Genomic DNA, 17801 nt, shown 5'->3' with positions numbered 1-17801 from the left:
ACGTTCCGCGCCGAGCCGTCGGGCGGTCCCGGATCTCTCCCCCGTACGGCCTGCGCCGCCCGGCCACCCCGGCCCGCGGCTCCCCGGTTGACCCGTACGGGTCTGCGAACGGGTGCCCGCCCGCGCTCCCCCATATGTTCGAGACAGGGGCGAGCCCAGGGAGCGCACGTGACCGACACGCAGACACCGGCCAGGGAGCCCGGTGCGGCGCGGCCGGCCGCCGGACGGTTCTTCGGGCCCGGCACGGCCGCGCCCGACCTGCACAGCGTGACCCCGACCGACGGCCGGGAGGCGGACGCCTTCCACCGGGACCGCTGGAGCCACGACAAGGTGGTGCACTCCACCCACGAGGTGAACCGCACCGGATCCTGCCGGTGGCAGGTGTACGCCGAGGACGGGATCATCACCTGGGAGACGCAGGAGACGGACTGTCCGTCGGTGGGCCCGGACCGGCCCGAGTACGAGCCGCGCGGCTGCCCGCGCGGAGCCACGTTGCGGGATCCGGTGGCGGCCGGGGCGGCCGTCCGGAACGACCCCGGGCGGCGCCGCCGTCACCAGCAGACCCGCGGCAAGGGCGGCCTGGCAGGAACGCGTTGGGACCAGCCCGGCCGCCGCGGCGACGACGCGAAGGAGGCATGATGCCCTCGGACGCGGTGCTGTACCAGGCGGCGGCGCTCTGCCTGACCTACCCGGACGACGACTTCTTCGCCCGGCTGCCGCTGCTGCGCGAGGCCGCCCCGCAACTGAGGCCGTTCACCGACCACGCGGCCGTCACCCCGCCGCAGGAGCTGGCCGCACACTACGGGCGCGTCTTCGACCTCCGCAACCGGCCCAGCTTGTACCTGAGCTGGTGGCATGACGGCGACACCCGGCGGCGCGGGATGGCGCTGGTCCGCTTCAAGGAGGTGTACCGGCGGGCCGGGCTGGAGTTCAGCGGCGAGGAGCTGCCGGACTTCCTGCCGGCGGTGCTGGAGTACACCGCGCGGACCGGCGACACGCATCTGCTGACCGACTACCGTGTCGCGCTGGAGCAGCTGCGGACGCGGTTGACCGACTACGGCACACCGTATGCAGGCGTCCTGGATGCGGTATGCGCCACATTGCCGGCTGTATGCACCGGGCCGCGCTCGTGACGGCACCCCGCCGGGGAGCGGAGCGCTGCCCTGCATCGCCTTCGTCCTGCCGCTGGCCGGCCTGCTTCGGCGCTACCGCCAGGACCAGTACGACTGGACCGTGCGGTCCTCGTAGCTCTACGCGTCGCGGCTGCTGAACGTCGACCTGTTCCGGCCGTATGCGGTTTACCGGATACGGGATCCCCGGCAGCTGGGCCGCGTCCCAGGCGGCGGGGCGGGGAGCGGCTGGTCGGTTGGGCCGCGCGTGCGGTGCCCGGAGACGGCGATGCCGCGCCCGTCGGCGGGACGCGGCATCGTGATCGCGGGGTCGTGATCGCGGGTCGTACGAGCGTCAGGCCAGCTCGGCCGTCAGGGTGATCGTCGTACCGGTGAGGGCCTGGCTGACCGGGCAGTTCTTCTTGGCGTCCTCGGCGGCCGAGGCGAAGCCGTCCGCGTCCAGGCCCGGCACCTCGCCGCGCACGGTGAGGTGGATGCCGGTGATGCCCTCGCCCGGCTGGAAGGTGACGTCGGCGTTGGTCTCGAGCCGGGTGGGCGGGGTGCCGGCGCCGGCCAGGGCGTGCGAGAGGGCCATGGAGAAGCAGCTGGAGTGGGCGGCGGCGATCAGCTCCTCGGGGCTGGTCTTCCCGTTCGCGTCCTGGGCGCGCGAGGCCCAGGTGACGGGCTGCTCGCCGATGCCGGAGGAGTCGAAGGTGACGACGCCCTTGCCCTCGAGCAGGTTGCCTTCCCAGACGGTGTGCGCGGTGCGTGTGGTGGCCACGGTGATTCCTTTCCGTCGGATCCCGTTGCGGGGGTTTTCCGTGTCCCCTATCCGATCACATCCGGGCTCATCGGACTCTGAAGACGGGCCCTCGCGCGGTGAACGGGAGGTGACTTCCCTGGGGGATCAGATAGGCGTGCTCGCGGCGCACCCGCAGGACGTCGCACCAGCCGTCGGTGATGACCAGCACCGGTGCGGTGGGCGGGAAGTCCTCGGCCCGGTGCAGCAGGTCGATGCCGGGCTGCAGGATCGTACCGCCGCGTCCGTGCACCCGGACGCGGCCCGCGATCTCGGTGACGGGCAGGTAGCCGGCGTCGTGCGGAGCGGTGTCGCAGAAGACGACGCGGGCGGCCGGTACGTCGCGGGCCTCGGCGTAGGAGGCGATCGCGCCGAGCGCCTTCCCGAGCAGGGTGTGGCCCATGGAGCCGGAGGTGTCGAGGACGACGCCGAAGGTGCAGCGGGCGATCTCCTCCGGCGGGAAGTGGCGCCCGGCGCGGGGGATGTCGGGGGTGGAGGCCTGGCGGCGGGCGGGGCGGGCGTAGGACCGTACGGGTTCCGGGCGGGGCACGAACTCGTCGAACCAGCGGCCGAGTCGGGCGTCCCAGGGCAGCGGGGGGTGGCGGAGCGCGCGGATCTCCTCGACCAGGCCGCCGGGCAGGAAGCCGCGCTCCTGCCTCTGGTGCACGTCCAGGCCGCGGGTGAGGCCGCGGCGGTAGAACTCGTCCAGGTCGACGTAGTCGCCGACCGGGGTGAGCGGGCCGCCGAGGACGTCGCCGGTGCCCTTGCCGCGCAGGGTGGCGAGACGGCGCATGCGGCGCAGGTCGCCGGCGATGCGGTCGTAGATCTCCTCGGCGGACAGGCCGGCGAGCTGCGGGTCGTGCAGGAGTCCCTCCGGCATGGTGCCGACCTGCATCTCGACCAGCCAGCCGTTGATGACGTAGTCGCAGGCGACGTTGAACAGGTAGGGGTCGCGGGCGCCGCAGCGGTCACCGTGGCGCAGGGCGGCGTGCAGCATCTCGTGGGCGAGGACGAACCGCCATTCCTCGTCGTCGAAGCGGCGCAGCGGGTTGATGTAGATCTCGCCGGCCGCGGGGTCGACGGCGGCGATCTGGATGCCGTGGGCGCGGGCGAGTTCGGCGTCCGCGACGAGCTTGATCCCGGCGGCGATGCCGCCGAGCAGCGGGTAGGAGGAGACGAACCAGCCCAGGGCCTTCTCCCACGGGCGCTGCGCGGTCCGTTCGCCGGTGAGGGAGTCGCGGCGGCCGGCTGCCATGTCCATCGCGGCGGACACGGTGCGGGTCAGCGCGGTGGCGAAGGCCAGTTGCCGGTCGGGGACCGGGCCCTGCCATGCCTGCCATTCGGTGAGCCTCTGGTCGGGTGCGCCGCCGGCGGTGCCGCAGCGCTCGTAGGCGGGCGGCAGGCCGTGGGCGCGCCAGCGCGCGGCGAGCCGTTCCTCGTCCCCGTCGGGGTAGCCGGCGGGCAGGTTCTCGGGGGTGGTGCCGACGGGGAAGCCGAGGAGGAAACGGTTCACGACGACGCAGCGGGCGGCGAGGTCGTACCGGTCGGGCTGCTCGCGGCGGCCCCGGGCGGCGGGAACGTGTCCGAAGCCGAGGTGGAGCGCGGCATGGGCGAGGGCCCAGGCCCAGGCGCCGGGGTCGGCGAGCCGGTCGGGGTGGGCGTGCACGGTGGCGTCGGAGTCGACGACGAGCAGCCCGTCGCGCGGGGCGAGGGTGCAGGTCTCGCTGCGACAGGTGCTGAAGTCGACGGCGGCGAGGGCGGGGTTGGCGCGCAGCAGCCGCATGCCTTCGGCGAACGCCTCGCCGGCGAGGTCGCGTTTCTTCTGCGGCGGGGTGCGGCTCACCGCCGGGCCTCCACCAGGCGGGGCATGTCGCGGGCGGCCTCGACCAGGAACCAGGAGGGCAGTACGGGGTTGCCGTCGTCGCCCGCGGCGATGACGGTCTGGGCGACCTCGACGGAGATCTCGGCGAGCTGCACCAGCAGCGCCTTGGCGCGGTAGGCGACCTGCCGGCCGTTCGCCGACATGTGCTCCTTGCCGGCGGGCAGCTCCTTGACCAGCCGGCCGCGGAACGACTCCGCGAGGTAGTACAGCAGGTCCCGGTCCTGCAGCCGGTGCGGCCAGCGCGCGTCGCCCTTCAGGATCGCCTCGATCCCGAACCGGCTGCGGACGACCTTGACGTAGCCGCAGAACGCGGCGGCGTGCGCGGGGGTGAGCGTGCCGTGCGCGAGGACGGTCAGGGTGGGCTCGTCGAGGTCGGGGCCGAAGGAGTGCAGGGCGTCGGACAGCATGTGCCAGGAACGGGGGGTGGAGAACGGTTCCTCGGTCTTCGGCGGCTTGGACCACAGGTGGTCGGGCCGGTCGGTGAGGTGGTCCAGGATCCACGGGTGGATGCCGTTGCCGGCCGCCCAGGCCAGCCAGTCCGTGGCGGAGACCTCCAGGTGGACATGGGCGAGCCGGTTGACCAGGGCGGAGGCGAGGGGCCGGGCGAGGGCGTTGTCGGTCGCCCGGTTCCCGGCGCCGATCACGATGGACCCCTCGGGCAGCTCGTAGTTCCCGATACGGCGGTCCAGGATCAGCGAGTAGAACGCCTTCTGCACGTCCGGGGTGGCGGCGTTGAGCTCGTCCAGGAACAGGCAGTAGGGCTCGTCGCGGGCGATGGTCTCCGGCGGGCAGAACACCGAGCGTCCGTCGCGGATCTGCGGCACCCCGATCAGGTCCTCGGGCGCGAGCTGGGTACCGAGCAGACTCACGCACTCCAGACCGAGCGAGGTGGCGAACTCCCTGACCAGGGACGACTTCCCGATGCCGGGGGCGCCCCAGAGGAAGACGGGCCGGACGACGGCGAGGCCGAGGAGGAGGTCGGGGACGCGGGCGGGAGTGACGGTGACGGCAGCCTGCAAGGCGGGGACATCCTCGGGGTGTTCGAGTGGTGTACGACTCGAACAGTGTGGGTGTCCGGCGGGGCGGGCGCAGCCGATTTTCAGGCGGCCTGCTCCTCGGTCTCCTCGACGTCGTCGCCGACGGGTACCTGCGGTCCGTTCAGCTCGCGCAGCCAGCGCCGCAGTACGCGGTGCACCTGCTCGGCACCGGCCAGTTCCCCGCCTTCCCCGACCGGCGCGGACAGCTCCAGCGGGGAGAGCAGGAACGGGCGGGACTGGGCGCCGCCGAGCCCGCCGTGGGAGCCGATCTGCTCCTCGAAGGCGAGGACTTCGCCGTCGGCGGGGTCGTGGGCGGAGTTGACCATGACGTCCGCGGTGTGCGGGAAGGAGTGGGTCCGGCGCACGGCGTCGGCGGCACCCGGGCCGAAGCAGGCCAGCGGGCCGGATGCGTCGTCCAGTTCGGCCAGCGGGATCTCGGTGCCGTAGGGGCCCAGCACCACGCCGTCGTGCTCGTCGTCGGCCACCAGCAGGAAGCCGATGCCGGGGTGGTTGGCGAGGGTGGTGAGCAGGGCGGGGTGGCGGGCGTCGATCTCCTGCTTGGTCATGCGGTGGGGCACGTCGGGGAAGGAGACCAGGCCGAGGTTGCCGGAGGCCAGGACGATCGGTTCCGAGGCGCGGGCGGGGCGGTCCTCCACGGGACGGCGCAGCGCGGCGCGGACGGCGGCGCGGGCCTCGGCGCCGCTGCGGGTGCGTTCGGCGCGGCGGGGGACGTGCAGTCCGCAGCCGGCCCGGACGAGGTCGGCGAGGGTGAGACCGTAGCGGGAGCGGAAGGTCTCGCCGGGGCTCTGGCCGTGGTCGGAGAGGACGACGATCCGGTAGGGGCGCGGGGCGTGTTCGGCGACCCGTCCGATCAGCGCGAGGGACCGGTCGAGGCGCTGCAGCACCTTCTCGGCGTCCCGGCTGCACGGGCCCGAGTGGTGGGCGACCTCGTCGTAGGCGACGAGGTCGGCGTAGACGGCGGTGCGGCCGGCGAGCATGTCGCCCATCACCGCGGCGACGACGACGTCCCGTTCGACGACGGTCGCGAAGGCGCGGACGAAGGGGTAGAGGCCGCCGCGGGACACCCGGGGGCGCTGCCTCCGGAACCGGGCGCGGGTGGACTGGCCGATCTCACGCACGACCTCGGCGACGAAGGAGAGGGCGGTGCGGACGGCATTGGCCGGGTCGGAGAAGTAGGCGAAGTAACCGGCGCGGGAACGGTTCTCGCGGCCTCGGCGGCGGGTCGCGATGGAGAGGACGAGGGCCTGTTCACCGGCGCCGCCGCTGAACAGGTTGCCCCGGCTCGCGCCGTCGACGGTGAGCAGTCCGCCGTCGCCTGTATGCGACAGGGCGCGGCGTTGCAGTTCGGCGGCGCTGGTCGGTCGATTGCACACCATCACCTCGCCCCGGTCTTTCTCGTACCAGCGGAAGGCGGGCACGTCGAAGGTGCTGCCGTGCAGGATGCCGAGCTGGCTGGCGCCGGTCTGGCTGGACCAGTCGGTGCGCCAGGGGGTGAGACGGTGGGTGGGTTGTATGCAGTCGACCGTCGGCGACAGTTCGTCACCGGTCGGCCGGCTGCCGTCGCCTGACAGCCGTATACCGTCGACAGCCGGCGGCATGCCGTCGGCTGTCCACTGGAGATCTTCGCCCGTCGACCGTATTCCTTCGCCGGTCGACTGTCCGGCTTCGGCTGTCGACCGTATTCCTTCGCCGGTCGACTGCCTGGCTTCGGCTGTCGGATGTATGCCGTCGACGGCGCCCAGCCAGCGGGCGACCGTCGGCATCTGTCCCTTGCGGATCGCTTCCGTGAGGACGTCGTGGCCGACGCCGTCGAGTTGGATGAAGACGAGGCCGGGTGCGGACGGGCAGGGCGCGCCCGTTCTGCTGCGACGGGTGGCGAGGCGGTGCAGCCGGCGTCGGTAGGCCTCGTCGTCGCGTACGGCGAGGGCGGCGCCGGTGGCCGAGGCGACTGCGGACATCGCGGCGGCCACGATGACGGCGGTCTCCGGGGCGACCGCGCCGCGGCCGGAGGGGTTGAGGCGCAGGGCGAGCAGCAGCAGGGAGCCGTTGAGGAAGAAGACGAGCAGGCCCAGCACCAGTGCCGGGATGAGCAGCAGCAGCCGGACGAGGAGGGGCCAGACCACGGCCGAGAGCACACCGAAGGCGCCGGCGCCGCATGCGGCGGTGACGGCGATGCGGGTGCTGCTGTCACCGTCGGCGGACTGGAGTCGGAAGTCGGGAAGGAGTCCGGCGAGGAGCAGCATGGTGAGGGTGGAGACCGCCCATACGACGATGCTCCGCCCGATCTGACTGGCGATCCGCCGCCATCTCACGCCTCGCACGCCCAGCACACCTCACGTCCCGGCCCGTTCGACAGCCGGGCCGCAATCCACCTTGTCATATGGCACGACGGCCCTTCGGGCGGGTCGGCAGGGCGCGGGGCGTCACCGGCCGTCGTAGCCGGCCGTCGGCATCGACAGCCGGCGGTGGACCCGTGCCTTCATCTGCGCGTCGTAGGACGGTTCGGCCCGCCCCACGGTCTCCACGCGCACCCCCCGCCGCGCGCATTCGGCGGTGAACTCCTCCACCGAGGACAGGGCCCGCTGGAGCACGCGCAGGCTGGGCGCGACGAACACGTCGACGCCCGGGCGGATCCCGTCCCACAGGGCGCAGTGGTCGAAACGAAGTCCGCCGACGAGGAGTTCCCGGGCCAGCACGTATCCGCGCTCGGCCGCCCAGCGGGCGCACATCGCGTGCTGGCTGCGGGAGTCCACCAGGAAGGGGTCGGCCTCCAGTTCCTCCAGGGGAGTCAGGCTGGCGATGGCGGTGACCCGCACCATCGTGAGCGCGCCGACGACACCGCGCAGCTCTCCCATGGCGTCCCCCTCACCTCCGGGTTTCGCCGCAGACCCTACTCCTGCCCGTAGGCTTCGGGGAGTCGCGTGAAGGAGGCGAAGAGGTGCCGGTGGAGATCACCTGGTGGGGTCACGCAACCTGCACGATCGAGGATGCGCACACTCGGGTGCTCACCGATCCTCTGTTCGCTCGCCGGCTGGCGCATCTGCGGCGCCGCCAGGGTGCCGTGCCGCCCGCGGAGGCCCGCCGCGCGGACGTGGTGCTCGTCTCCCATCTGCATGCCGACCATCTGCATCTGCCTTCGCTGGCCGGTCTGGCCCCGGGCACGCGCCTGCTCGTACCCCGGGGCGCACCACGGGCGGTGCCGGGTGTGCGCCGGCTGCGGCACCTGCGGGTCGTCGAGGTGGTCCCGGGGGACGAGGTGCGCACAGGTGAGGTGCTGGTCCGGGTGGTGCCCGCGCTGCACGACGGGCGGCGGCTGCCGGTGGGGCCGCACCGCTCCCCCGCGTTGGGTTACGTGGTGGAGGGTGAGGCGCGGACGTACTTCGCGGGGGACACGGGGTTGTTCGACGCCATGGCCGAGCGGGTGGGGCCGGTGGATGTGGCGCTGTTGCCGGTGGGCGGCTGGGGACCGTTTCTCGGCGAGGGGCATCTGGACGCGGGGCGGGCGGCGCGGGCGGTGGCCCGGTTGGCGCCGCGGGTGGCGGTGCCGGTGCATTACGGGACGTACTGGCCGATCGGTATGGACGCGGTGCGCCCGCACGAGTTCCATGCGCCGGGTGACGAGTTCGTGCGGCTGGCGGCGGTGGCCGCGCCGCGGGTGGCGGTGCACAAGCTGGGGCACGGGGAGAGCGTGCGGCTGGAGGTCGCGCGGTGAGCCGGTCGGCCTGTGCCGTGACGCTCGCCGCCGCGACGTCGGCCGTGCCGCCGGAAGCGACGCAGCGGGCGCTCGGTTATCCCTCCCTGTTTCTGCTGGTGTTGATCGGTGCGCTGGTGCCGGTGGTGCCGACGGGGGCGCTGGTGAGTTCGGCGGCGGTGGTGGCGTTCCATCAGACGGCGCCGTTCTCGCTGGCTCTGGTGTTCGTCACGGCGTCGCTGGCCGCGTTCCTGGGGGATGCGGCGCTGTACTGGCTGGGGCGGCGCGGGATGCGGTCGAAGAGCGGGTCGCGGTGGCTGGAGGCGATACGGTCCCGGGCACCGGAGGAGCGGCTTGCGCAGGCGCGGGGGAAGCTGGCCGACCACGGGGTGGCCGTGCTGGTGCTGTCGCGGCTGGTGCCGGCGGGGCGCATACCGGTGATGCTGGCTTGTCTGATGGCGGACTGGCCGTTGCGGCGGTTCGGCCGGGGGAATGTGGCGGCGTGCCTTGCGTGGGCGGTCACGTATCAGGTGATCGGGATACTGGGCGGGTCGTTGTTCAGGGAGCCGTGGGAGGGGGTTGCCGCGGCGGTCGCGTTGACGCTGGCCGTCAGCGCGGTGCCGGGGCTGATACGGCGGGTGCGGTAGCGCTGTAGCGGTGGGGGCGGGGGTGCGGTCGATTGAACGCGGTCATCGGAATACGGGCGTGGGAATGCGGTCGTTGGAATGCGGCTGCCGGAACGCGGTCGGCGGGATGCGGTCGCCCGAATACAGTCGGCGGTACGTGATCGTCAGGGTGCGGTCGACCGAATGCGGTCGCCTGAATACAGTCGCCTGGATCTCGTCGGCGCCATGCGATCTCCGGGATACGGTCGTCCGAATGCGGTGGCCTGGATGCGGCCTTCGAGGCCCGGTGGGCGGGATACGGTCGTCGGTATGCGGTCGTCGGAATACGACCGCTGCCGCTCCGTCAGGACGCCTTCGCCCTGGCCCCGGCCGCATGGTCCAGCACTCTCGAGCCGCCCACCGGCAGGTCCCACAGGTCGGTGCGTTCCTGTCCGGCCTTCTCCCAGGCCGTCCGGACTCGGGTGAGGGGTTCGAGGACCGGCTCGGCCGAGAGGATGAAGGTGCCCCAGTGCATGGGGGCCATGCGGCGGGCGCCGAGGTCCAGGGTGGCCTGGACGGCCTCCTCGGGGTCGCAGTGGACGTCGCTGAGCCACCAGCGGGGGTCGTAGGCGCCGATGGGCATCAGGGCGAGGTCGATGCCGGGGTAGCGGCGGCCGATGCGGGTGAACCAGTGGCCGTAGCCGGTGTCGCCGGCGAAGTAGAGGCGCTGTCCGTGGGGGTCGGTGAGGACCCAGCCGCCCCAGAGGCTGTGGCAGGTGTCGGTCAGGGTGCGCTTGGACCAGTGGTGGGCGGGCACGAAGTCGAAGCGGACGCCGGAGAGTTCGGCGCCCTCCCACCAGTCCAGCTCGGTGACGCAGGTGAACCGGCGTCGGCGGAACCAGCGGCCGAGGCCGGCCGGGGCGAACACGGGGGTGTCGCGCGGGAGTCGGCGCAGGGTCGGGGCGTCCAGGTGGTCGTAGTGGTTGTGGCTGATGACGACCGCGTCGACGGGCGGCAGGGCCTCCCAGGGGACGCCGACGGGGGTGATGCGGGCGGGGGTGCCGAGGATGCGGCGGGACCAGACGGGGTCGGTGAGGACGGTGAGGCCACCGAGGCGGACGATCCAACTGGCGTGTCCCGCCCAGGTGACGGCGATGGTGCGGGTGTCGACACGGGGCAGCGGGGCGGGTGCGCAGGGGAGCCGGGAGATGTCGGCGAGACCGTCGGTGCCGGGGCGTACGGCGCCTTCGCGGGCGAAGCGGGCGAGGGCCTTCAGGCCGGGCAGGGGCGCGGTGAGCCGGTCGTGGAACGTGCGAGGCCAGACGCGGTGTTCGCCGAGGGGGCGGGGCTCGGCCAGCGGGGGGAAAGGGGGTGCCGGAGTGGGCCTCGGGGTGCCTGTCGGCCCTGCCGGCGTGGTTGTCCCCGCGGGCGTCGCAGTGGTCTCTCTCGTGTTCGTCGGGGTGGCCTGTGTCGTGGACGCGGTGGTGGGCATGGTCGGCGTGGTCTTCGTCGGGGCCGTCGGGGCCGTCGTGGTCGTCGTGGCCGATCCGGGCTCATGCGTCTGCTGCGTCATCGAGGAGGCTCCCATCGCTGAGCGTCGTCGCGGAGGTCGTCGAGGACCGACGTCAAGGAGGTCAACGCGCGGTGCACGTACGGCAGTTCCTGCGGTTCGGGCGAGGTGAGGCATTCCATGCGCTCCTCGTCCGTGCCGCCCAGCAGGGGTCCTGTGGAGAGCCGTACGCGCAGTGCGCCGAGGTCGTCGCCGAAGCGGTGGCCGCCGGGTGCGGGCATGCCGAGCCGGGCGGTGAGGAAGTCCTCCAGTTCCTGTGCGTCGCCGACGCCTCGGGCGGCGAGGGGTTCGCGCAGCGGGGCGAGGTCGGCGTACAGGTGACGGCCGGCCTGGGGCGGGCGGGCGAGCGCGCCGGCGGTGACGAGCGTGGCGTGCGCGGTGGCGGCGACGCGCGCGTGGAGCCGTACGGTGGCGTCGCGGCGGTCGGTGACGGGCGGGGGTTCGTCGAGGGCGTATCCGGCGGCTGCGGCGACCGGGCCGGCGATGCGGGCGCCGAGCGCGGTGAGGATGTCGAGTACGCGCGCGTGGAGCCGTGTTCCGTCCTCGGTCGCCGGGAAGCGGGCGACGGCGGCGGGCCAGCCGGGCGGGAGCAGGGCTCCGGCGAGGTCGGTGACGACGGTGACCCGGTCGGGCCGCATCTCGGCGGGGCTGAGCAGGACGGTGTCGTGCGGGTGGTGGAGGGTGTCGCGCCAGGTCTCGTCGCTGACCAGGTGCAGGCCCTCGCCGGTGGCGGCCTCGACGGTTTCGTGCAGCAGTTCGGGCGGGGCGACGGTGGCGGTCGGGTCGTCGGCGACGGACAGCACCAGCAGCCGTGGGTCGCCGCCCTCGTCGCGGACGCGGCGGACGGTCTCCAGGAGGGCGTAGGGGTCAGGGACGCCGCCGCTTTCGGCGGGGGTCGGCACATGGAAGACCGGACGGCCGAGGAGCCGGGCGTACGGCGCCCACCAGGCGGCGCAGGGGCGTGGGGCGAGTACGTCGGCGCCGTCGCCGGCGAGTGCGGCGGTCAGCGCCAGCAGCAGCGCGGGGGCGCCGGGACCCGCGGCCACCTGGTCGGGGACGGTGGGCAGTCCGCGCCGGGTCCAGTAGCCGCAGGCCGCCTCCAGCAGGGCGGGGGCACCGCCGACGGGCTGGGCGTCGGTGCGGCTCGCGGCGGCGGCGAGCACGGCGGAGAGTTCGGGGAGGACGGGCAGGCCGTCGCCGGGCAGGGGCGGGCCGTAGCGGACGGGGCCGTGGCCCTCGGGGTCCGTCCGCCGCATGTCCGCCTCCGCGCAGTCCGTGGTGCCGTGTGCCGGCCCGCCGGGGCCGTTCCGTCCTCGCCGTGTGTGGTGTTTTCGCCGTGTGTGGTGTTTTCGCCGTGTGCGGTGTTCTTGCCGTGTGCGGTCTTCTCGCGCGCTGTCGTCCCGGGTTCCGGGACCGGGTGCCGTGTCGTCTGGGGTGCTGCTGGTCGGGGTCGGGCGGGTGGTGCCGTCGGTGCGGGCGGGGCGGGTGTCCGGTGCCGGGGTCCTCGGGAGGGTGTGTACCCGCCGGGCGGCGGTCCATGGGCGGTTCCGGGCGTCGTGCCGGTCACAGGTCCGTGGTGCGGCGGTCCGAGGATCGTCTGCGGCCGTAGAGGCGGTAGCCGGCTGCGGCGCAGGCGATGGTGATCAGCACACCGCCGGCGACGAGGGCCGGGATTGAGGGGTCGTAGCTGCCGCCCTGTCCGGCCTGCACTCCGTGCTCGACGCCGGCCGGGGCGCAGCCGTCGGTGTCGTGGGGTGCGCCGCAGGTGTGCTCGTCGGGGCAGGGGGCGGCGTCGGACGCGGCGCACCCGTGGTCGTCGTCGGTGCAGGATTCCGGCTTGGTGCAGCCCTGGTGCCCGTCGTCGCCGGAGCATTGCGCCCCGGCCTTGCACGGGGACCGCTCCGGGCAGGCCTGCCCGTCCCTGCACTGGGCACCGCCGTCCTGGCAGGGCTGCCGGCCCTCCCCGCAGGCCGCGCCCGTATCGCCGCCCTGATGGGTGTCGTCGTCGCACTGCTTGCCGGCCGTGCAGGCGCCGTCGGCGTCGTCGTCACCGTGGGTGGGGGTGTAGGGGGCGCCCGTCTGCTCGCGGGCCGCGCCGGGTGCGGGCGGGCAGGTGCCGTCGGCGGTCGGGACCGAGTCCGGGCCGGTGTCCGAGGGGCCGGTGTCCGAAGGGCCGGTCGCGGGCCGGCCGGCGGCTGTGCGGACGGTGCCGCGGTAGGGGGGACCGGCGGCCCTGCCGGCGGTGCCCGCGGCCGGGGACGGCTGCACGGTGCCGTCCTCGAGAGCTGCGGATTCGTCGTCGAGCGGGGCCAGGGCCGGGCCGGGGACGGTGTCGCAGGCCACGGGAGGGGTATCGGCGGCGGGGGCCGCGACCGCGCCGGTGCCGGTCAGGGCGAGCGCGGCACCGGCGACGAGGGCGACGGAAAGGGCACGGGCGGTGCGGCGCATGGGAGGGGCTCCTCGAAGGGCGTCGGCGGTGCGGCCGGACGGCGGAGCGCCGGCGCACCGGTGGGGCGGTACGGCGGTCACCGGCACGGGGTACGGCGGGCGGTGCTGCCGTACGGCGTCATGGGTGCGGGGCACGGGGGGTGCCCTCGCTGCCATGACAGCCCGCGCGGGGCCGTACCGCGCGCGGCCGGACCCCATTCGCGGGACGCGCACGGCCGGCCGGGTGAATCACGACGGCTCCCGCAGTCGTACGCCCCGACGCCCCGCGCAGCCGGACGACCCGCCGCTCCCCCGACGGCGGACAACGCCCCCGCACCACGCACCGCGGCCGCGCACCACGCACCACGGCCGCGCACCACGCCCACGCCCACGCACCACGCCCACGCACCACGGCCGCGCACCACGCCCACGCCCACGCACCACGGCCGCGCACCACGCCCACGCCCACGCACCACGGCCGCGCACCACGCCCATGCCCACGCCCACGCCCACGCACCGCGGCCGCACACCACGCCCACGCCCACGCACCGCGGCCGCGCTCCTCGGCCACGCACCACGCGCCCTGGCGCCGCACCATTCCCCACGCGCCACGCCCGGGCAACCCACCACACGCCCCGGCCACGCGCCTCGCGTTACTCCGCGCGCACCACACCCCACCCGCCCCCGCCGCGCACCACACCCCACGGGCCCCGCCGCCTCACCGCCGCTCAGCCGCACCCCACACCCCGCACCCCGCACCCCGCACCCACCGCCACCGACACCGCCGACCCCTGCCCACAACCCCGCGGACCCCGCAACACTCCCACCCGCTCCCCCGCCGAGAGGTTTTCCGTCTCCCTCGCAGGTCACTCGGAACGTGCTGACCGGACCGTCCGCTTCGCACTGCACCGGGGAGGTCTCTCCATGAGCACCAAGGTCTCCGACCACATTCTCGAGCGCCTGCGCGCTTGGGGGGTGGATCAGGTCTTCGGCTATCCGGGCGACGGCATCAACGGACTGCTCGCCGCCTGGGGCCGCGCCGAGGACCGGCCGAGGTTCATCCAGTCCCGGCACGAGGAGATGTCCGCGTTCGAGGCGGTGGGGTACGCCAAGTTCAGCGGGAAGCTCGGTGTGTGCGCGGCCACCTCGGGGCCCGGCGCCATCCATCTGCTCAACGGCCTGTACGACGCCAAGCTCGACCATGTGCCGGTGCTGGCGATCGTCGGCCAGACGAACCGGACTGCGATGGGCGGCTCGTACCAGCAGGAGGTCGACCTGCACACGCTGTACAAGGACGTCGCCTCGGAGTTCGTGGAGACGGTGACGGTGCCCGAGCAGCTGCCGAACGTGCTGGACCGGGCGATCCGCACGGCGTACGCGCGGCGTTGCCCGACGGCGCTGATCATCCCGGCCGATGTGCAGGAGCTGGACTACTCGGCGCCGACGCACGAGTTCAAGATGGTGCCGTCCAGTCTGGGCATGAGCGACTACACGGCGACCCCGACGGACGAGGCGCTGCGCCGGGCGGCGGATGTGCTGAACGCGGGTGACAAGGTGGCCGTGCTGGTGGGCCAGGGTGCCGCCGGTGCGGTCGCGGAGGTGCAGGAGATCGCCGAGCTGCTCGGTGCGGGGGTGGCGAAGGCGCTGCTCGGCAAGGACGTGCTGAGTGACGAACTGCCGTATGTCACCGGGCCGATCGGTCTGCTGGGCAGCCGGCCGTCGTACGAGATGATGCGGGACTGCGACACCCTGCTGACGATCGGTTCGTCGTTCCCGTACACGCAGTTCATGCCGGACTTCGGCAAGGCGCGGGGGGTGCAGATCGACATCGATCCGCACATGATCGGTATGCGTTTCCCGTACGAGGTGAATCTCGTCGGGGACGCGAGGGCGACGCTGCGGCGGCTGATCCCGTTGCTGAACAGCGACCGGGGCGGGCGCGAGTGGTACGACACGGTGTGCGCGAACGTGAAGCGCTGGCACGAGACGATGGACCGGCGGGCGGCCCAGTCGGCCGATCCGATCAACCCCGAGTACGTGGCCCGCGCCCTGGATCCGCTGCTGCCGGACGACGCGATCCTGACGTCGGACTCCGGTTCGGTCGCGAACTGGTACGCGCGGCACATCACCATGCGGCCGGGGATGCGGGGTTCGCTGTCCGGGACGCTGGCGACGATGGGCCCGGGCGTGCCGTACGCGATCGGGGCGAAGTTCGCGCATCCGGACCGGCCGGTGTTCGCGCTGGTGGGGGACGGGGCGATGCAGATGAACGGGCTCGCGGAGATGATCACGGCGGCGAAGTACAAGGACCGCTGGTCGGATCCGCGGCTGGTGGTGGCGGTGTGGAACAACCAGGACCTGAACCAGGTGACCTGGGAGATGCGGGCCATGGAGGGCTCGCCGTCGTTCCTGCCGTCGCAGTCGATCCCGGACGTGCAGTACGCGGCATTCGCCCGGTCGCTCGGTCTGACCGGGATCCGGGTGGAGAAGCCGGAGGACGTGGAGGCGGGCTGGCGGCAGGCGCTGGAGGCGGACGGGCCGTGCGTGATCGAGTTCCTCACGGACCCGGCCGTGCCGCCGATTCCGCCGCACGCGACGTGGGAGCAGATGGAGGCCACGGCGTCCGCGATCCTCAAGGGCGACGCGGACCGGCGTTCGATGATCAAGCAGGGGCTCAAGGCGAAGGTGCAGGAGTTCCTGCCGGGGCGGGCCAAGCAGTAGCCGACGGAAGAAGCCGTGAACGGACGAGAGAAGCCGTGACCGACGGGAGCAGCAGCGGCCGACGGGGTAAGCCGTGGCCGGAAGCGGCCGGGCCGTGGCCGGAAGCGGCCGGGAGCCGTGGCCGTACGGGCCGGAAGCCGTGTTCGAACGGCCGGTTTCCGGCGGTCGGCCCCGGTGTCGGCCGTGGGGCGACCGGGTACGCGGTGCGGACCTTCGACCCTCTGGAGGGAGACATGCAGCGAGGCAGTGACCGGCTGAGCGCACACCGGGACGACGAGATGAAGCACGAGCTGAAGGGGCTCCTGCGGTCCGGGCATCCGACACGCGTGGAGGAGTGGCACGACCCGGAACCCGCCGCCGACGACGACCCGGAGGTGTGGAGCGGCCCTGTGGGCGGCCTGGGGGCGCCGGCGTCGCTGGAGCGGGTACGGACGGAGCTGGCGCGCGCCCTGAGCCGGGCCTCGTTCCCGGCGACCGCCCGTGACCTGGCCCGGACGTTGCGCCGGAAGAACGCGCCGGGCGGGCTGGTGGACGCGGTGGGCGAGCTGCCGCACTCGGCGCGCTACGAGAACGTGCAGCAGTTGGCGGAGGCACTGGCGGGAGGCGCATGAGCCGGGATCTGGCCGCCCGGACCAACGCGGCCGGCGCCACTGTCGACGTCGGTGAGGCCACGACACGTTTCCTGCTGTACGGGCTGTTGCCCGGCTGGTTCGTGCCGGGGCTGGTGGACTGGGCGCTGCACCGGCGGACCCGGATCGAGGACACGGCGGGGACGAAGGAGTCCCTGATCCACGCGCTGATGATGGCGGAGGTGGGCGTGCCGATCGCGCTCACCCTGCGCTACGAGGTCAATCCGCTGCTGCTGGCCGTGCAGCTGGGCGCGGCGGCGGTGCACGAGGCGACGGCGCTGTGGGACGTGCGGACGGCCGTGGACAGCGACCGTGAGGTCAAGCCGGTCGAGCAGCATGTGCACAGCTTTCTGGAGTCGCTGCCGTTCGGCGGGCTGGCGTCGCTGATGTGCCTGCACGCCGATCAGGTGCGGTCGCTGATGCGGGGCGGGCACGGGGATCCGGACGCGTGGCGTCTGGTGCCGCGCCGGCGCCCGCTGTCGCCGGGCTATCTGGCGGGCATCGGTGTCGGGATCGGCGCGTGTGTGCTGTTGCCGTACGGCGAGGAGCTGCTGCGCTGCCTGCGGGCGGCCGGGGCGCGCAAGCGGCGCGGCCGGGCCCGCGGGCGTGTGCTGCGGGACAGGAAAGGAAGCTGAGGACCATGCGTATCGCGTTTTTGGTGGCACCGGAGGGTGTCGAGCAGGTGGAGCTGACCGAGCCGTGGAAGGCGGCCTCGGACGCCGGGCACCAGCCGGTGCTGGTGTCGACCGAGCCGGGGAAGATCCAGGCGTTCAACCATCTCGACAAGGCGGACACGTTTCCCGTGGACGAGGTGGTGGGTGAGGCGTCGGCGGGTTCGTTCGGTGGTCTGGTGCTGCCGGGCGGGGTGGCGAACCCGGACTTCCTGCGGATGGACGAGAAGGCCGTCGCGTTCGTGAAGGCGTTCTTCGACGGGGGCCGTCCGGTGGCGGCGATCTGTCATGCGCCGTGGACGCTGGTGGAGGCCGATGTGGTGCGGGGCCGGGTGCTGACCTCGTGGCCGAGTCTGCGGACGGACATCCGCAATGCGGGCGGCACCTGGGTGGACGAGCAGGTGAAGATCTGCGACCACGGTTCCAACCAGCTGGTGACCAGCCGTAAGCCGGATGATCTGAAGGCGTTCTGCGACGCGTTCCTGCACGTGTTCGCCGGGGATCCCGGCTGAGCGGCACGCGAGACACGTCCGGGATACGTCCGAGGCGTGGATACGGCGTGATCCGGTGATCGGGTGATCGGGCGTGATCCGGGGCGTGAAGGGCCGGCCCGTGCGGGCCGGCCCTTTCGCGTCCGGG

At 73.4% G+C, this 17801-nt stretch carries 15 protein-coding genes and 1 pseudogene; 8 read left to right on the top strand and 8 right to left on the bottom strand.

The features are described 5' to 3' along the window. Positions 1-168: 168 nt before the first annotated feature. Both ACIHEJ_RS10490 and narJ read left to right on the top strand, forming a co-directional pair. Positions 169-603: pseudogene (locus ACIHEJ_RS10490) on the top strand (nitrate reductase subunit alpha); the annotation flags it as partial. A gap of 35 nt (positions 604-638) precedes the next feature. After that, positions 639-1133: a nitrate reductase molybdenum cofactor assembly chaperone gene (gene narJ / locus ACIHEJ_RS10485; RefSeq protein WP_400134031.1), complete on the top strand. Its 495-nt coding sequence runs from the start codon at positions 639-641 to the stop codon at positions 1131-1133. Between the two features lie 331 nt (positions 1134-1464). Here the strand turns inward: narJ and ACIHEJ_RS10480 are convergent, their stop codons facing one another. The 5 genes from ACIHEJ_RS10480 to ACIHEJ_RS10460 form a co-directional block, all read right to left on the bottom strand. Further along, a complete protein-coding gene (locus tag ACIHEJ_RS10480) occupies positions 1465-1890 on the bottom strand; it encodes an OsmC family protein (protein WP_400133880.1) in 426 nt (141 codons plus the stop codon). 67 nt (positions 1891-1957) lie between these two features. Continuing rightward, on the bottom strand, positions 1958-3691 hold the full coding sequence (locus tag ACIHEJ_RS10475; protein WP_400134027.1) for a hypothetical protein: 1734 nt from the start codon (positions 3689-3691) through the stop codon (positions 1958-1960). 56 nt (positions 3692-3747) lie between these two features. Continuing rightward, positions 3748-4809 carry an ATP-binding protein gene (locus ACIHEJ_RS10470; RefSeq protein WP_400133877.1) on the bottom strand — a complete coding sequence of 354 codons (1062 nt, stop codon included), beginning with the start codon at positions 4807-4809 and terminating at the stop codon, positions 3748-3750. A gap of 80 nt (positions 4810-4889) precedes the next feature. Further along, complete coding sequence (locus ACIHEJ_RS10465) at positions 4890-7169, bottom strand: phage holin family protein (protein WP_400133875.1); 2280 nt, start codon at positions 7167-7169, stop codon at positions 4890-4892. Between the two features lie 102 nt (positions 7170-7271). Then, complete coding sequence (locus ACIHEJ_RS10460) at positions 7272-7703, bottom strand: hypothetical protein (protein WP_400133873.1); 432 nt, start codon at positions 7701-7703, stop codon at positions 7272-7274. Between the two features lie 83 nt (positions 7704-7786). Between ACIHEJ_RS10460 and ACIHEJ_RS10455 the strand changes: the two genes are divergently transcribed. Both ACIHEJ_RS10455 and ACIHEJ_RS10450 read left to right on the top strand, forming a co-directional pair. Further along, entirely contained in the window at positions 7787-8560 is a 774-nt protein-coding gene (locus ACIHEJ_RS10455; RefSeq protein WP_400133871.1) for an MBL fold metallo-hydrolase, read from the top strand. Positions 8561-8577: 17 nt separating this feature from the next. Then, the gene (locus ACIHEJ_RS10450; RefSeq protein ID WP_400133869.1) at positions 8578-9186 is read left to right on the top strand and encodes a DedA family protein; all 609 of its coding nucleotides are present in this window, start codon (positions 8578-8580) and stop codon (positions 9184-9186) included. A 322-nt stretch (positions 9187-9508) separates the two neighbouring features. Here ACIHEJ_RS10450 and ACIHEJ_RS10445 read toward each other — a convergent pair whose 3' ends face one another. From ACIHEJ_RS10445 to ACIHEJ_RS10435, 3 genes are all read right to left on the bottom strand, one after another. Then, positions 9509-10717: an MBL fold metallo-hydrolase gene (locus ACIHEJ_RS10445; protein ID WP_400133867.1), complete on the bottom strand. Its 1209-nt coding sequence runs from the start codon at positions 10715-10717 to the stop codon at positions 9509-9511. After that, positions 10714-11970 carry an aminotransferase class I/II-fold pyridoxal phosphate-dependent enzyme gene (locus ACIHEJ_RS10440; protein ID WP_400133865.1) on the bottom strand — a complete coding sequence of 419 codons (1257 nt, stop codon included), beginning with the start codon at positions 11968-11970 and terminating at the stop codon, positions 10714-10716. The genes ACIHEJ_RS10445 and ACIHEJ_RS10440 overlap by 4 nt, the downstream gene beginning before the upstream one ends. Positions 11971-12277: 307 nt before the next feature. Next, positions 12278-13162, bottom strand: a complete 885-nt coding sequence (locus ACIHEJ_RS10435) for a hypothetical protein (RefSeq protein ID WP_400133863.1) — start codon at positions 13160-13162, stop codon at positions 12278-12280. Positions 13163-14065: 903 nt separating this feature from the next. Here ACIHEJ_RS10435 and ACIHEJ_RS10430 point away from each other — a divergent pair. The 4 genes from ACIHEJ_RS10430 (at position 14066) to ACIHEJ_RS10415 (ending at position 17674) form a co-directional block, all read left to right on the top strand. Beyond that, entirely contained in the window at positions 14066-15862 is a 1797-nt protein-coding gene (locus ACIHEJ_RS10430) for a thiamine pyrophosphate-requiring protein (RefSeq protein WP_400133861.1), read from the top strand. Positions 15863-16095: 233 nt separating this feature from the next. Then, positions 16096-16473, top strand: a complete 378-nt coding sequence (locus ACIHEJ_RS10425) for a DUF2795 domain-containing protein (RefSeq protein ID WP_400133859.1) — start codon at positions 16096-16098, stop codon at positions 16471-16473. Then, positions 16470-17126, top strand: a complete 657-nt coding sequence (locus tag ACIHEJ_RS10420; RefSeq protein WP_400133857.1) for a diguanylate cyclase — start codon at positions 16470-16472, stop codon at positions 17124-17126. The genes ACIHEJ_RS10425 and ACIHEJ_RS10420 overlap by 4 nt, the downstream gene beginning before the upstream one ends. A 5-nt stretch (positions 17127-17131) precedes the next feature. Further along, the gene (locus ACIHEJ_RS10415; protein ID WP_400133855.1) at positions 17132-17674 is read left to right on the top strand and encodes a type 1 glutamine amidotransferase domain-containing protein; all 543 of its coding nucleotides are present in this window, start codon (positions 17132-17134) and stop codon (positions 17672-17674) included. The last annotated feature ends 127 nt before the right edge of the window (positions 17675-17801 follow it).

This window comes from Streptomyces sp. NPDC052301 (assembly GCF_044593395.1).
Taxonomy (GTDB): Bacteria; Actinomycetota; Actinomycetes; order Streptomycetales; family Streptomycetaceae; genus Streptomyces.
The sequence above is the reverse complement of the archived record's forward strand: the minus strand, read 5'-3'. Positions and strand labels throughout refer to the sequence as shown.